Source organism: Methylobacterium sp. E-045, assembly GCF_022829685.1.
Taxonomy (GTDB): Bacteria; Pseudomonadota; Alphaproteobacteria; order Rhizobiales; family Beijerinckiaceae; genus Methylobacterium.
Genome location: NZ_JAKSYE010000132.1, coordinates 1 through 15,272 on the forward strand (window position 1 = coordinate 1; position 15,272 = coordinate 15,272).

The 15,272-nt window shown below is 66.5% G+C and carries 15 protein-coding genes and 1 pseudogene; 11 read left to right on the forward strand and 5 right to left on the reverse strand.

The window, feature by feature from the left end; translation table 11 throughout:
• Positions 1-364: pseudogene (locus MKK51_RS25530) on the reverse strand (helix-turn-helix domain-containing protein); the annotation flags it as partial.
• A gap of 331 nt (positions 365-695) precedes the next feature.
• On the opposite strand from MKK51_RS25530, the gene MKK51_RS25535 reads away from it, so the two are divergent.
• From MKK51_RS25535 to MKK51_RS25560, 5 genes are all read left to right on the forward strand, one after another.
• Entirely contained in the window at positions 696-1,427 is a 732-nt protein-coding gene (locus MKK51_RS25535) for a response regulator (RefSeq protein WP_243982366.1), read from the forward strand.
• Positions 1,427-2,800 carry an ATP-binding protein gene (locus tag MKK51_RS25540; protein ID WP_243982368.1) on the forward strand — a complete coding sequence of 458 codons (1,374 nt, stop codon included), beginning with the start codon at positions 1,427-1,429 and terminating at the stop codon, positions 2,798-2,800. The genes MKK51_RS25535 and MKK51_RS25540 overlap by 1 nt, the downstream gene beginning before the upstream one ends.
• A gap of 155 nt (positions 2,801-2,955) precedes the next feature.
• Complete coding sequence (locus tag MKK51_RS25545) at positions 2,956-3,219, forward strand: GCG_CRPN prefix-to-repeats domain-containing protein (RefSeq protein ID WP_243982370.1); 264 nt, start codon at positions 2,956-2,958, stop codon at positions 3,217-3,219.
• Positions 3,220-3,378: 159 nt separating this feature from the next.
• Positions 3,379-4,041 (forward strand): thioredoxin domain-containing protein, encoded by a 663-nt coding sequence (locus tag MKK51_RS25550; RefSeq protein ID WP_243982377.1) that lies wholly within the window; start codon positions 3,379-3,381, stop codon positions 4,039-4,041.
• A gap of 336 nt (positions 4,042-4,377) precedes the next feature.
• Positions 4,378-5,853, forward strand: coding sequence for a protein adenylyltransferase SelO (locus tag MKK51_RS25560; RefSeq protein WP_243982379.1), 1,476 nt, complete (start codon positions 4,378-4,380; stop codon positions 5,851-5,853).
• Between the two features lie 34 nt (positions 5,854-5,887).
• Here MKK51_RS25560 and MKK51_RS25565 read toward each other — a convergent pair whose 3' ends face one another.
• The 3 genes from MKK51_RS25565 to MKK51_RS25575 form a co-directional block, all read right to left on the reverse strand.
• Positions 5,888-7,324, reverse strand: a complete 1,437-nt coding sequence (locus tag MKK51_RS25565; RefSeq protein WP_243982381.1) for a carotenoid oxygenase family protein — start codon at positions 7,322-7,324, stop codon at positions 5,888-5,890.
• Between the two features lie 60 nt (positions 7,325-7,384).
• Complete coding sequence (locus tag MKK51_RS25570; protein WP_243982384.1) at positions 7,385-8,020, reverse strand: NAD(P)-dependent oxidoreductase; 636 nt, start codon at positions 8,018-8,020, stop codon at positions 7,385-7,387.
• A 573-nt stretch (positions 8,021-8,593) separates the two neighbouring features.
• Positions 8,594-8,794, reverse strand: a complete 201-nt coding sequence (locus MKK51_RS25575) for a DUF1904 domain-containing protein (RefSeq protein ID WP_243982386.1) — start codon at positions 8,792-8,794, stop codon at positions 8,594-8,596.
• A gap of 193 nt (positions 8,795-8,987) precedes the next feature.
• Between MKK51_RS25575 and MKK51_RS25580 the strand changes: the two genes are divergently transcribed.
• From MKK51_RS25580 to MKK51_RS25590, 3 genes are all read left to right on the forward strand, one after another.
• A complete protein-coding gene (locus MKK51_RS25580; protein WP_243982387.1) occupies positions 8,988-9,209 on the forward strand; it encodes a hypothetical protein in 222 nt (73 codons plus the stop codon).
• 310 nt (positions 9,210-9,519) lie between these two features.
• Positions 9,520-9,786, forward strand: a complete 267-nt coding sequence (locus tag MKK51_RS25585) for a hypothetical protein (protein WP_243982389.1) — start codon at positions 9,520-9,522, stop codon at positions 9,784-9,786.
• 380 nt (positions 9,787-10,166) lie between these two features.
• Positions 10,167-10,460 (forward strand): hypothetical protein, encoded by a 294-nt coding sequence (locus MKK51_RS25590; RefSeq protein ID WP_243982391.1) that lies wholly within the window; start codon positions 10,167-10,169, stop codon positions 10,458-10,460.
• Between the two features lie 62 nt (positions 10,461-10,522).
• Here the strand turns inward: MKK51_RS25590 and MKK51_RS25595 are convergent, their stop codons facing one another.
• Entirely contained in the window at positions 10,523-10,747 is a 225-nt protein-coding gene (locus tag MKK51_RS25595; RefSeq protein ID WP_243982393.1) for a hypothetical protein, read from the reverse strand.
• 841 nt (positions 10,748-11,588) lie between these two features.
• On the opposite strand from MKK51_RS25595, the gene MKK51_RS25605 reads away from it, so the two are divergent.
• From MKK51_RS25605 to MKK51_RS25615, 3 genes are all read left to right on the forward strand, one after another.
• On the forward strand, positions 11,589-11,933 hold the full coding sequence (locus tag MKK51_RS25605; RefSeq protein WP_243982395.1) for a hypothetical protein: 345 nt from the start codon (positions 11,589-11,591) through the stop codon (positions 11,931-11,933).
• A gap of 23 nt (positions 11,934-11,956) precedes the next feature.
• Entirely contained in the window at positions 11,957-12,220 is a 264-nt protein-coding gene (locus tag MKK51_RS25610; protein ID WP_243982397.1) for a hypothetical protein, read from the forward strand.
• A 107-nt stretch (positions 12,221-12,327) separates the two neighbouring features.
• Positions 12,328-14,844 (forward strand): CheR family methyltransferase, encoded by a 2,517-nt coding sequence (locus MKK51_RS25615; protein WP_243982398.1) that lies wholly within the window; start codon positions 12,328-12,330, stop codon positions 14,842-14,844.
• The last annotated feature ends 428 nt before the right edge of the window (positions 14,845-15,272 follow it).

Genomic DNA, 15,272 nt, shown 5'->3' on the forward strand with positions numbered 1-15,272 from the left:
TCCCGACGCGCTTGGCCAGGGCGCGCCCGGTCCAGTGGGTGACCTCGTCCGGCGGCTCCGAACAGGTCAGTGCGAGCACCTCCGCCACCGTCCGCGTGGAATGCGGCGGGGTGCCGGGAGGGCGGGTCTTGTCGCGTAGCAGACCCTCGACGCCATCCTCGGCAAAGCGCTGCTGCCAGCGTCAGACCGCGGGCCGACTGACGCCGGCTTGCCGAGCCACCTCTTGCACGGTCAGGCGCTTGCCTGAAAGCAGGACGATCCGGGCGCGCAGAATGTGCTTGAGGGGACGGGAGCGGTCACCCGCGATCCCGGCCAACTGGGACATCGTGGCGTCATCGAGGAGTACACAGACAGTCTGAGCCATCGCCCAGACTCGCACGCCTCACGACCCGCGTGAATCATCGGTCCGCGTCACTGCACTAGAGGCCTGACCTCGATGTACGGTCCTGGGTGAGAACACCCTGCTGACGAATACGGCTCGGGACACGACGACGGACAGTCGAAACGCCATCACGATGTCATGTATCGCTTGTCGGACATCGTGGGCGTGCGGCGTGGGTGCGACGGCACCGTGCATGGCGGACCCTGTCCCTTGCGAGCCTAAGCGATGCGACCGGCCGGGAGGGCAATGTAACGTTTTGTGACAATGGACTTTCCCCCGTTGTCGCGGCGGCCGGCCCTCGTATGTTCGGGGCATGAGCGAAGGCCCGACCATCGTCGTCGTCGAGGATGACGGCGACATCCGCACCCAACTCGCCGGCTATCTCGAGGGCGAGGGGTTTCGCGTGATCGGCTTCGACGGTGGTGCAGGCCTCGACCAGCACCTTGCGCGCGCGCCACCTCCGGACCTGATCGTGCTCGACTGGATGCTCCCGGGCGAGGACGGGCTCTCCATCTGCCGGCGGCTGCGTGAGGCGGGCGGCCCTCCCGTCGTCATGCTCACCGCCAAGGACGAGGACATCGACCGGGTGCTCGGCCTCGAGATGGGAGCCGACGACTACGTCTCGAAGCCGTTCAACCCGCGGGTCCTGCTCGCCCGGATCCGCGCCGTCCTGCGGCGGACCCATGGGAATGGCGCCCGCGCGGACGCCGCCGATCCCGAGACCCTGACCGTGGCGGACCTCGTCGTCGACCTCGCCGCGCGCCGGGTGACGACCGGCGAACCGGCGGCCGAGATCGCCCTGACCAGTGCCGAGTACGACCTGCTGCATTGCTTCGTCACCCGGCCGCAGCGGGTGCTCTCCCGGGATCAGCTCCTCGATTGGACGCGGGGCCGCTCGGCCGACGCTTTCGACCGCACCATCGACGTGCAGGTGAGCCGGCTGCGGCACAAGCTCGACGCCGGGGGCAGCGCCGCGGCCGCCCTGCTCAAGACCGTGCGCAACGCGGGCTACATCCTCGCCGCGCCGGTGAAGCCGGCCTCGTGATGGCCCGGGTCGGCCTGCTCGGGCGGATCATGCTGCTCCTGCTCGGGGCACTTTCGTTGCTCGTGCTCGCCACCGTCGCCCTCGACACATGGCAGCGGCGGCAGGAGCCCTCGCCCTACGCGACGCGCTTTCCGCGTGTCGACCAGGCCGCGAACATCGTCGCCCTGCTGAGGGATGCCGATCCGGCCCTGAGACCGGCCATCCTGAGGGCCGTCAGCGGCGAGGCCCTCAGGGCTGAGATCATGGAAACGGCCCCGGACGACTCCGGACTGATCCGCGAACCGCGCCTCGAACGGCGCCTGCGGCGGATGACCGGCGATCCGGACGGACCGCTGCGGGCCTACACCGACACGGCCATGCTGCACCGGGGCGTCGACCCCGAGGACGTCAACGACAGGGATCGGAACCGTCCCGTCGGCAAGCTCGCCACGGCGACGTATCGGCTGCCGGACGGCCGGACCCTCGTCATCTCGGCCGTGGAAAGGCATCGCTCGCTCATGCCGTGGCTGCTCGGCCGGCCCCTGAGCCTCTGGGTGACCGTCCTTGGCGCCGTGGTCGCCGCCCTCGTCCTTGTGGGTACACGCCACGAGCTCGCCCCGCTGCGACGACTGACCGAGGCGGTGACCCGGTTCGACGGCCGCGTGCCCGAGCCGGTCGCCACCCCGCGGGGCGCCCCGGAGATCCGGCGCCTCGCCCAGGCGGTCCGCGACATGCAAGACCGCATCACCGGCCTCCTCGGCGAACGCTCGCTCCTGATCGGCGCGATCTCGCACGACCTCAAGACCTACCTGACGCGCCTGCGCCTGCGGGCCGAAGGCGTGTCGGAGCCGGAGCGTCGCGACCGCCTGGTGGAGGATCTCGACGCCATGACCGCACTGATCGACACCTCCCTCGGCTTCGCCCGGGGCACCGCGGTCGAGGTGAGCCGGACGCCGGTGGACCTCGCCGACCTCGTCGCGGTCGAAGTGGCCGAGCAGGCCGCGCAGGGCATCGACGTCCGCCTCACCGGCGAGGACGTGCAGGATGCCGTCGCCGCCGGGGATGCGGTCGCCTTGCGTCGCGTCGTCGCCAACCTGATCGGGAATGCCGTCAAGTTCGGCCGCTCGACCGTCGCCGTCTCGGTGAGCCGGAGCGGCGCGTCCTGCCGGATCACCGTGGAGGACGACGGGCCGGGCATCCCGGAATCGGAGCGGACGACCGTGTTCAGCCCGTTCTACCGGATCGAGCGCTCCCGTAGCCGCCAGACCGGCGGTACCGGCCTGGGGCTCGCCATCGCCCGCCAGATTGCGGAGGCGCACGGCGGCACCGTGGTGGCCGAGGCGTCCCCCCTCGGCGGTGCACGTCTCGTGGCGACCCTGCCGGCCATCGCCTGACGACGGGACGACGCGCGAGGCGCCCCGTTACAAAACGTTACGTCGACGCATCCGTCCGTCACATCCGGGAGGCGAGCGGGGACGATCCTGCCCTCATCGGTCGCGAGGCCATCTCCGGCATCGCGGCTCATACGAGAGCAGAGAAGGATTCGACGATGCTGAAGATCCTCGCCCCGATCGCCGTCCTGGCCGGACTGGCAGTACCGGCCGCGGCGTCTCCGCTGATCCAGCCGGCCGTGTCCACGGGCCTGGACGGTGCCGAGATCATCCAGGTCTACGGCGGCTGCGGCCCCTACGCCCACCGCGGCCCCTACGGCGGCTGCCGGACCGGCGGCCAATGGGGTGGCTACATCCGCGGCCGCTCGTGCCCGGCCGGGTTCCACATTGGACCCTACGGACGTCGTTGCTGGCCGAACTGATTTTTTCAGCTACCCCTTTTGATCGCGGCGATCTCGCCGACGATGCCAAGGGTCGCTTCGGCGAAGGCGGAGGCGACCCACGGTACCGGAGACGAACCCGTTCCCGACGATCCCATACGCCCGATCCGACCGGGTGGCGGGCGACCGAGGCGACATCGCATGAGATCCACGGAAGGAACGGCGGCGGGACGGAGCACCCGTCGGAATCTCCTCACCGGCCCGATCCTCTTCGGTGCTGCCTGGGCAATGGCGACCTTGCCTTCGGACGCTCTGGCAACCGCCGTCGGCGATCCGTCGATGGCGGGGCCCCTCGGAGACATCTGGATCGGCGCGTCCGACGCCAAGGTGAGGCTGATCGAGTACGCCGCGGTGACATGCTCGCATTGCGCCGCGTTCCACGAGAGGACCTTGCCGGCCATCAGGACGCGCTGGATCGACACCGGGCGGGTCCGCTTCGCCCTGCGTGGGTTCCCCCTGAACCCGCTCGACACGGCCGCCTTCATGCTCGCCCGGTCCGATGGCGGACGGCACTACTACGCGATCACCGACCTGTTGTTCGAGAAGCAGGCCACGTGGGCCTTCGTGCCGAAGCCCCTCGATGCGATGCGCGACCTGTTGCGTCAGGCCGGGTTCGACCGGGCGAAGTTCGACGCCGTCCTCGCCGATCAGGCGCTCTACGACCATGTGAACCGCGTGCAGGCCCGCGCGACGGAGGGGCTCGGCGTCCATGCCACCCCGACCCTGTTTGTGAACGACGCCCGTTACGAAGGGGCGCTCACGGGCGATGGCTTCGATGAGGTCATCGCCAAGCTTCCGGGGTAGCTGCATGCCGCCGATCTGTTGCCTTGGCAGACACGCTCATCGTCTCGGCCACTGACGTCAGAGTGAGCCCGCTCCGGGCCAGCCGAACCCGTCGTTCTCGACCCGACGGCGTCAATCGCGCCTTCTGATGGACGTTCATGCGGTCCCTCCGGGATCGCTGAAGCCTCGCAACGCCAGCGTTCTCGGTTCCGACCGGACGGACGTCCGGCAAGCTCACGGCTAGACCACGATGGCATCGGCCGGGAGGTCGACACGGTGGCACCAAGACGCGCAGTATGGCCCGCGGGTCGCGGGAATGTGCTTGTCCGCCGGCGCGATCACCCATAGCTCCTGACCATGACTGCGATCCCATTCGACAACAGCTACGCCCGCTTGCCCGATCGGTTCTTCGTCCGTCGGGCCCCGACACCCGTCGCAGCCCCGCGCCTGATCCGCATGAACCGCGGCCTGGCGGCGAACCTCGGCATGGACCCGGATTGGCTCGCCGGCCCCGCCGGGGTGGGAATGCTCGCGGGGAACAGCGTCCCGGAGGGCGCCGATCCGATCGCGACGGCCTACGCCGGGCACCAGTTCGGCAACTTCGTGCCGCAGCTCGGCGACGGGCGCGCCGTCCTGCTCGGCGAGGTCGTCGACCGTGACGGGCAGCGCCGCGACATTCAGCTCAAGGGCGCGGGCCCGACCCCGTTCTCCCGCCGTGGCGACGGCCGGGCGGCGCTCGGGCCGGTGCTGCGCGAGTATCTTGTCAGCGAGGCCATGGCTGCGCTGGGCATCCCCACCACCCGGGCGCTGGCGGCGGTCGCCACGGGCGATCACGTCCTGCGCGAGACCCGGCTGCCCGGTGGCGTGCTCGCCCGCGTGGCGGCCAGCCACATCCGGGTCGGCACCTTCCAGTACTTTGCCGCCAGGGGCGACACCGGGGCGGTGCGGGCGCTCGCCGATCACGCCCTTGCCCGGCACTATCCCGAGGCATCCTCGACAGGGCACCCCTACCGGGCGCTGCTCGACGGCGTCGTCGCCCGCCAAGCCGACCTCGTGGCGGCCTGGCTCCTGGTCGGCTTCGTCCACGGGGTGATGAACACCGACAACATGTCGGTGGCCGGCGAGACGATCGACTACGGCCCCTGCGCCTTCCTCGATGCCTACGATCCGCGCACGAGCTTCAGCTCGATCGACGCGCATGGGCGCTACGCCTACGGACAGCAGCCGGGGATCGCCCTGTGGAACCTCACCCGTCTTGCCGAGACCTTGCTGCCGCTGCTGGCCGAGGACGAGGCGGCGGCGGTCGAAGCGGCCGAGGCGGCGCTCGCCGGATTCGGCCCGCGCTTCGAGGCGGCCTATCGCGGCGGTCTCGCGCAGAAGCTCGGGCTGTCCGGAGACCGGGACGGCAGCGCCGCGCTCGCGGACGACCTATTGGCGCGGATGGCGCGGAACCGGGCGGACTTCACCCTGACCTTCCGCCGCCTCTGCGACGCGGCCGAGCGGCCGGAGGCGGATGCCGGGGTGCGCGACCTGTTCGTCGACCCCACCGCGTACGACGCGTGGGCTGTAGGCTGGCGGAAGCTGTTGGATGAAGAGGGACGGAACTCCGCGGCGACGGCGGCAGCGATGCGCGCCGTCAACCCGGCCTTCATCCCGCGCAACCACCACGTCGAGGCGATGATCGCCGCGGCGGTCGAGCGGGGCGACTTCGGCCCGTTCGACGAGCTGTCGACAGTGCTGTCGCGGCCCTACGACGACCAGCCCGCCCACGCCCGCTATGCCGAGGCGCCCGAGGGCGGCGGTGCGGGCTACCGCACGTTCTGCGGCACCTGAACGCGCGACCGGCATCCGCCTCACCCGAGGATCGTCACCGGTCCCTTTGGTTCGGAAACCAGTTCCCGTGGAAGCCCGGCGGGATCCGGTGCCCGAGACGGACCGTGGCGACGGGCGGCGCCTCGACCGCGCGTGCGTCGAGGATCGTGAAGTCCGTCGTGTCGCCCGCCGTGTCGACGACGAGCCCGACGAGCCACCCCTCGTCCTCGCCGGCCTCCGGCCCCTCCGGAACGAACACGAACTCCCCCGGGACACGGTCGGCGCCGAACTCGTGCACGTGCCGCTCCCCCGTCGCCAGGTCGTGCTTGTAGATCTGCGTCGCGCCGACGAGCTGGGTGTTGCCGTTGGCCGGGACGGAGCCGGCGTAGACGTAGCGGTGGGGCCGCCCGAAGCGGCGCTCGTCGATCCGGGGGAATTCCTGCGCAGCGGGGTCGATCACCCGCCGGTCGACCCGCTTCGTCGCGGGATCGGCGATCCAGCGCTCCAGCCGGCCCGGCGTGTCGAGACCGCCGCCGGCCGAGGCGAACACGCGCTCATAGGCGACGACGTCGAGCACCACCCGCCCGTCCGCGTCGTCGTAGGCATTGGCCACGTGGAAGACGAAGCACGGCTCGACCGCGCACCACACGATATCGGCGGCCGTGCCGTGCCGGGGCAGCAGGCCGATGCGGGCGCCGTGGGCCGGGTTCCAGCGGAACGGGAAGCGGTGGCCGGCCAGCACCGCCCGCATCGAGAAGGTGACGGGCAGGTCCAGCACGACGACGAAGCGTGCCGTGATCGCGCAGTCGTGGATGCAGGGGCCGTGCTCGACCGAGATCGACACGTCGCGCACGACCCGGCCCGCGGATGAGACGACGACGTGGCGCACGCTGTCCCAGACGCGGCCGTCATAGGCGATGGCATGTGTCTCCCCGGTCTCCGGATCGCGGTGCGGGTGCCCGCTGAAGGAGCCGGCGAGCGTGCTGCCGAACGGATCGTAGCGTTGCGTCTCGAGGTCCTCGGACAGGGCGACGGGATAGCTGCCGGCCTCGACCACGGCGAAGGTGCCCCCGCCGATCTCGACGACGTTGGTGTTCACGGTGTCGTCGCCCCGGCGCGGTCCCGGGGCGGCGGCCCGGCCGAGTGCCGCGGAGGCCGCACGCGAGCCGATCCAGCGGTTGCGGTACCACAGGGCCTCTCCGTCCGCGATGCGGAGACCGTGCACCATGCCGTCGCCCAGGAACCAGTCGTGCCCGCGCGTCGTCGGACGGGCGGGATTGGCCCCCATCTTGAGGTAGCGGCCGTCGAGCCCCGCCGGGATCGTCCCGGTCACGGGCAGGTCCCGCAGCGTCAGTTCCTCGCGCATCGGCGCGTGGACGCCGACCACGAAGGGGTGCTCGGTTCCTGGCAGGCGCAGCCGGTTGCAGGCCGCCACCAGCGCGACGAGGCCTTCGGCAGCGGCACGTAGGCTGGATTCGATCAAGTTCGGCATCGGTCGCGATCTCGATGAGGTGCGGGGGGCGAGGGCCGTCTTGACGTGGGGCGTCCTCCGTCACCGGACGAGGACGACGGCCCTGCCTGCGTGGGAGGGCTCTGCGATCTGCCCAACGATGTATCCCGCCACGTCTGCCCTGGCGATCCGGCCGTCGCGCCATGTCGACGGCTCGGTCAGCGCCCGGTAGCGGCCCGTGGGGGCGCCGCTCGTCAGGATGCCGGGCCGCACCAGCGTCCAGGTGAGGCCGCTGCGCCGGATACGCATCTCCTGGGCATCCTTGTCGTCGTAGGCGCGCCCGAGCATCAGGCGGAACGGCAGCCGCTGAAGGAGGCCGATCGCGTCGCGGCTGTCCCCCGCACCGAAGCCGGTCACCGCGATGAGCCGGTTCACCCCGGCCCGCTCCATGGCGGGCACGAGCAGGTTGGTGGCGTCCGAGAACAGGCGCACGGGCCCGAGCAGGTCCCTCACCGGGACGCCGAGCGCCTGCACCACGACGTCGATCCCGTCGAGGGCGCGGGTGATGTCGCCCGCGTCCAGAGCGTCGCCCGTGAACCGCTCGAGCTCGTCCCCCGACAGGTCAATGCCGGAGGCCGAGCGCGCGAAGGCGCGAACCCGATGCCCCGCCGCCAGGGCCGCCTTGGCGGTCTCCAGGCCGACGCCCTTGCTGGCGCCCAGAACCAGGACATGGGCCATGTGCACTCCCTCACCGTCGCGGATCTACGCACAAGACCCTACCGCGGACCCGCACACCATGTGTCCGCTTGACCGGGGGCGAATGTCCGCGTCCGGGCAAAAGGCCGACTTTTGCTTCCGGTGCGTCTCAGCGATAACAAACGACGGATTCAAGTAGGAAAATATTCCGGCATAGGCGTCATTCCGCCGGCTGGGGCGTCGGGGTCGAAGAAGCTCGACCCAACGGACGAGCCCCCAGGACGTGGTCGGCAGGTGGGTGAGCGAGGTGATCCCCGGTCTCGAACAAATCTGGCTCGATCCACGGCGCCGTCGCCCTGTCCGGCCGGTCCGCCCGCTTCGAGAGCGGTGCGGTGGCGATGGGCCATGTTCGATCAAGGAAGCCGGATACTACGCTGATCGAGGGGTTGGCGTCGTTCGATCCGATGGAATGATACCCTTGCCGGGGCCGCATTGCCGGGCCGTGCTGAATTGCTCAGAGGCGCTGCCGACGAATCCTACGGGGTGAAAATCCTTGAGCGGGGGCAGCGGTCGCCGTCGAAGCACCGCCAAGCCCTTGTCGAACCTGTCGAAGGGTCAGGTCATCTCTGGACGACCGCCTCCGGGAGCGACGCCGCGGAGAAAGCTCAGCACCTTCAATCGGTCCTCCTCGTCCCTGAGCAAGGCCCAAAGCCGCAAAAGCTCGACCGTCTGGTTTCGATCAAGCGCGGACAGATCCGAGAACGCTTCAACCGGGCAATCAAGTGCCGCAGCGATCCGGTTCAACAGCGACTCCACGACATTTAGCTCGTACTCAGCGGCATCCCGCTTACACATGGGTAACTCCGATTGTGCGCAACCGGGTTATCGCACCCTTCGGGGGACCGATCAAACTGCAACCAGAAGCGATAACTCGCGTTTGATCCGTATTGATTACTTAAGTTATTCTGCGAGTATCCAGCTGGCTTTGGACAGAAGGGACCGGGCAGGAATGGAAGACGACGAGCGTTTCAATGCCATGGCCGAGGCTTGCCTCAAGGCTCACGAGGCGGTGGCCGACGTTGGCACGCCCGCAATGCTTGCCATGACGCGTGCTCTCCTGTGGCAGGTGGGGCAGGAACTCGCTCAACGAGAAGAGCAGCGCAAAGAGATGCTTCGCTACGCTGATGCTAATTTACAACGCAATGATCGACCACTACCTGCCTCCGAGTAGCTGCGTACACGAGGCGCTGTCCGGAGGATCGGACCACCGATCCGGAACCGCGGCTCGTTTTCGATGCCGACCGGATGGACCGCCTGGAGGGAGATGGCGGTGATCATCTCCATTTCTTGGGCGTCGAGAGTCCCGTCGAGGGAGGCGGCGTGTTCGCGTGGGGTCACGGACTTCGCTCCAGTCGCGTTAATCCGCGCCATCGGGTGTGCGTCGGCACGTCAAGAATTAGATCGGCACACTATCTTAGTCTCAGACAGCAACAAACAGACCTGATCCCAGGACTGTAGCGCAAAGGAGCTAAGTCATCCACATGAAGACCCGTATCGCCGCCATCGCCGTCGCTCTTGTTCTTGGCGTTGCTCCGATCTCGTCCGCGATGGCTTTCGAGCGTCCGTCCCGCTACACCTCGTTCAACTCGTATGAGGTCGATGCCACTGGCTCGCTCGGCGCGCGCGACAGCGCCTTCTCGCGCAACCCGGCCAACTGCCCGATGAGTTCGGCCGCCGAGGGCAACGCGAACCAGCAGAACTTCCCCGTTCAGCAGTACGGCCAGACCTCCGGCGGGAACCGCTGCTGATTGGTCGACAGGGATTCGATCATGCCGATGAAGGGTTTCAGCTACGCGATGATCGGGGTGTTCGCCTTCGGCCTTCTTGCGACGGCCGTCGGCTCCGCCAGGGTTGTCATGGGCCTCTGACGGCGGACGGACGGCTGATGGAACGGCGAGGTGAAAACCTCGCCGTTTCTGTTTGAGGCCCCTTGGAGGCATCCTGATCGAATAGGGAGACGTCTGGCCCGGACCCGTCTGCGATTGAGTCGGATTCGCCCGCCGGCGACGAGCTTCGGGTGCCGAACCGCACGATGATCCAGGCACCCGCACCCTACATCAGCATCAGACAAGAACTCACGGCCCACCGCCATTTGACGGAGACCGCGCAAGACTGACGGGATTACCCTATGAACATTCGTTTTGTTTCTGCCGTTGCCGCTACTGTCCTGAGCTTCGGCACCTTTGCTTCGCTCGCTGTTGCCCAGCAGAACGAAGGCTGGGGCCATTCCTACAAGCTCAGGGCTGCCCAGGCCGCCAAAGCCGCTCCGAACGCCTTTGACGACCTGACCACGGGCTCGGTCGTTGTCGACCGCGACGGCCAGGCTTCGGTGCACCTGAAAGAGTTGGACACGAACAGCGTCTATGCGCCCGCTTCGACGGCTCGTCGCTTCGGAGCACGCGGCACGCCGCTTCCCAACTGAACTTCCGAGCGATTCCGAAGGCATGCGGCGGGGCGAAAGCCCTGCCGTTTTCGTGTGCGGGGTCATGCCTGCCAGTCGGCGAGATCGGCCCATGCCTTCCTGATGATGCGCTCGCGCTGCTGTGCACGGTCGGGATCTGCATCGATGACGACGCGAAGCGCATCCTGCATGGCCTCGCTACCGCCCGCGGCGGACGCTTCCTCGCCTTTCCGGCGGATTGCCGTCTGGTACGCCTTCACGGCAGGCCCGGCCGAGGGCTTCCCCTCGACAACCATGACGAGAGCCAAGAGCGACTCGCCGATGGAGATCGCGGCATCTGGTACCGAGGGTGCCCCTGTCAGAGCCGATGGGTCGGAGAGAGGTCCGGTCGTCCGTGGACGCATCATATGACGGTGTGTTTCTACGTAAGAGATGAAAGAGGGAGATCGGACGCCGGCACGGCCCGCCGATCGGTAGCTGCGAGCACGACCGAGGCACTTTGATGTCAGGGGGCCGCCGGAGGTGGCGACGCCTTCGTGGTCAAGCATCGCTCGATCTGGCCGGTTGCCCGGATGTGCAACACCCTCGACGACCCCCGGTCCGGCGTCCATGCCCGGCTCTCCCGGCGGGCAAACCGGCGAGCCCGGGACGCCGCCGCGATCCCGTCGAAGGTGCGGGCGAGCGCTCCGTCGTCTTCCTCGCTCCATGCCGTCGAGGGCGTCTTCTCCGCGCTCACGCGCCCCCCGCTTCAGCGGGGCACCTGCGCGGACATCGTCGATCTGCGGGCAGCCATCAAACGCCATTTACCGAGCACGACCACAGCGCCTGTCCTCTCGTCCGGACAAAGCCCGCAGCCGCCATCGACGATGCCGTCAACCGAACCCCTGACCCCTCCGTCAGTGTCCGTGCGCGAGCGTCCCGCCTCGCCGACCGAATGAGAGCACGCCACGAGAATTCGTTTGCGTCATGCTTTTTCTCAGCGCAGTCTACGTAAGTGTGTAGGTCGCTTCCTCGAGCGCTCTCCGCCGAAGTGGATGCCGGCTCGGCGAATAAGAGCGCGGCAACACAAAGGACTAGAGCCGCGCCCGACGCGATCGAACGCAGCTCTAGCCACGGGAAGGTTCGCTGAGATCTCGGTTGGGACGGAAAATGAGTGATGGCAAGTCGGGAGATCGCGCCCTCGAGACGGCTCGGGAGTTGCGCGCAGCCGCCGAGGAGGCGCGGCGGACGATCCTGGCATCGCGCGATATCGTGGAGAGATCGCGCGAGCAGACGCGCGCAATGATAAACCGGCCGGAGATTGAGCCGTGTGATCAGCACATCAGCCAGGCCCCCTCGGAAAAACTCGTCCACTGCCTGATCCAGGCTTACGAACTTGCGGTCGACGAGGATGATGTTCGAACACAGGCTTTGCTTGGCAGTATGTTACATGATGTGGGGGGACGCATCGCTGCAGCGATTGGACCGAAGGCAGCCCAGATGATTGTGCACTGATCATCGTGGAACGGAAGACGTGGATGGCTCAAGATTTTAATGAAGATCCGATGGATCGCAACGCCTCTCAGATCCTTGGCCGTATCGCCCAAACGCTCAACGTCCCGCTCACGACTTTATTTTCGAATAGGGACCTATCGCCGTCCATTGGCTCACTGAGCGCTGCCGAGTTGAAGAGTCTCGCTCAGACGACCGAGATGCTGCGCATTTTCGTCAAACTGAAAGATGTCGATGCTCGCGAGCGATGCCTTGATTTCGTGAAAAGCGAAATCGAACAGCAGAAATAGCTTGGCTTAGTTTATAGGCACGTCATTCACGCCTTCGGTTTCGTGGGGTTGATCCGCCAAGCCCTTTGTGTCCCTTGAGGTGGCACGGTGAGGGGTAAGGATAGGCGATGACCACACAGGATCGGTTCCCGATCATCGGTATTGGTGCATCCGCTGGCGGCATCGAGGCCATGAGAGCCTTCTTCAACGGGTTGCCACAGACCCTTGATGCCGCTGTGATCGTCGTGACGCACCTCAGCCCCGAGCGTGAAAGCCTGCTGACCGAAGTCCTCGCTCGATTCACAGCTTTGAAGGTCGAGAACATCATCGACGGTGTGGCGATTCAACCTCGCCACGTCTACGTCATGCCCCCCGGCGTCACTCTCGGCATCCGAGACGCTCGGCTCATCACGACGCCACTCCCTCCTGGAACCCGCGAGACGAAACCGGTCGATATCTTTTTTACCAAGCTCGCGCTCGACCAGGGCGACCGGGTGGTGGGTGTCATTCTGTCGGGCGGTGACGGCGACGGCGCGATCGGAGTCAAAGCGATCCGAGAGCAGGGAGGTCTCACCCTGGCGCAGGTCGGGGACGAAGACGGCCCCGAAACGCCGGACATGCCCCTCAGCGCACTGCGGACCGGCTACATCGATTTCGGATTGCGGGCCAGCGAAATGGGCGCCCGGATTGCTCGAAGTTATCCAGGTGACCGGGAGCCGTCACTGAGCGGTTTGGACGATGCCGATCCGGCGGCTGCCACCGTTTCCGAGGAGTTGCTCGCAGAGATCTACACGATCCTGCGCCGGCAGGTCGGGCATGATTTCGCGGGCTACAAACCAAGCACGTTTCTCCGCCGCCTGTCCCGGCGCATCAACGTCAGCGGCTCGGCCGGGCCACAGGCCTACCTCGACTTGCTGCGCGCGAACTCTGCGGAGGTCGCCGCCCTTTTCCGGGACCTGCTCATTGGCGTGACCAAGTTCTTCCGCGACGCTGCGGCTTTCGACGCGCTCGCGGCCCTCGTCGTCCCTCTGCTCTTCGAGGGACGTGGCCCCAACGATACGGTACGGGTCTGGGTGCCCGCCTGCTCAACCGGCGAAGAGGTCTATTCCATCGCCATACTCTTGAGTGAGCACGCCGATACGCTGACCAACCCACCGCGTATCCAGATTTTCGCCACCGATATCGACGAACGCTCGCTGACCGTCGCCCGACTTGGCCGCTACCCGCGGGCCTACCTCGATGCCGTCTCTCCGGAGCGTATCGCTCGCCATTTCGTCACGGAGGCAGAGAGTGTCGTCATCAGCAAGAAGCTGCGAGACATGTGCACATTCTCGCCCCACAGCGTGCTGCGCGATCCCCCGTTCTCGCGCCTTGACCTCGTCTCCTGCCGTAACCTGCTGATCTACCTGGGCCTCGCCGCACAGGAGCAGGTTCTCCCCATCCTTCACTATGCCTTGCGCCCATCCGGGCATCTGTTCATCGGCATGGCCGAAAACGTGACGCGTTTCGAAAATTTATTCGCCACTGTTGAGAAGAAGCACCGAATATTTCAGGCCCGGAACACGATCCGACCCGTGCGTTTGCCGTCCATGCTCGACGCTGACAGAACCGGTATCCTTGCGGCTGGCGAAGGCCGACGCCGAAGCGGGACAACGCACGCGACGCTGCGGCAGGTGGTAGAGGCAGAGATCCTCATCACGTTCAGTCCGCCGCATGCGGTTGTGACGCGCTCAGGCGAAGCCGTGCATTACTCTGCTCGGATCGGTGACTACCTGGAGATCGCCTCAGGCCAGCCGACGCAGGATCTAGCCGCGATGGCGCGTCGCGGACTGCGTCTCGAGCTGCGCATGGTCCTCAGTGAGGCCATCGAGGGTAACCGCTTGGCCGTCCGGGATGATCTTGAATATACCCTGCCGGATGGTCGTATCAGAAAGCTATCTCTGATCGTCAAGCCGCTGACGATGGCAGCCGAAGCGGAGCCACTGTTTCTCGTTGTTTTCGACGATGCTGCGTCGCCCATCGATCCGACCCTCCGGCGCGCGCAGATGGATGGCGAGCAGAGCGAGGAAATCGCGCGGCTGGAGCGTGAACTGACTGATGCGCGCGAGCGTATGCAAGCGATTGTCGAAGAGTATGAGACTTCTCTCGAAGAGCTGAAATCGTCGAACGAAGAAATGCATTCTGTCAACGAAGAAGCACAATCGGCGAACGAGGAGCTTGAGGCCTCAAAGGAAGAGGTCCAGTCAATCAACGAGGAGCTTCACACGGTCAATGCAGAACTGAGCTTGAAGATCGAACTCATGGATCAGATGAGCGATGATCAGGAGGCTCTGTTTGAGAGCACTGAGCTGGCGAGTGTATTTCTGGATCGAAATTTACGAATCCGCTCGTTTACACGTGCCGCAGCGGAGATATTCAACATAGTTCCAAGTGATCATGGGCGTTTGCTGAGCAATTTCTCGGCTCCCTTCTCTCTGGCGTGGCTGCCGGATGAAGCCCATAAAGTGATGGTCGAAAGACAGACGAGCGAGCGCACGATCGACGGACTGGGCGGGGCACGGTACCGAATTCGCCTTACGGCAACGGCTCGAAAAGGTGCCGAGGTATCGGGAGTCGTGGCGAACTTCGTCAAGTTGGCCGAATAGGAAGCCTCAGCACGGGGCTCATCGGCTCGACGACAGGCCCGATGCGAGGGCGCTACGACGCCGCGAACCGACCGATGCGCGGTGTGAGCCGGTCGCCCCGCTAGAGCATTTTCAAGCGAGGTGGACGCCGGTTCGGCGAAAAAGAGTGCGACACACCAAAGATCCAAAGGTGTGCTCAGACCCAGCGTGGTCGGGAGCCGATCTAGCGCCTACCCAATGAACAAAGTCGATGTCCGCTTGGCGCGACGGCAAGCGGTCGGACCGAATCCTGAAGCGTTTCGGAGTACACTGTCAAACAGCGTTGAACATTGACCCTGGATCGGCGTCGAACTTTGACCCCCTGGATGGGTATGGCGGGACGCCCCTGATCAGCCCGGCGAAGCGGGTCGGGGTGGCGCAGCCGGGCTTATCAGGGGTCCAGCAGGCGC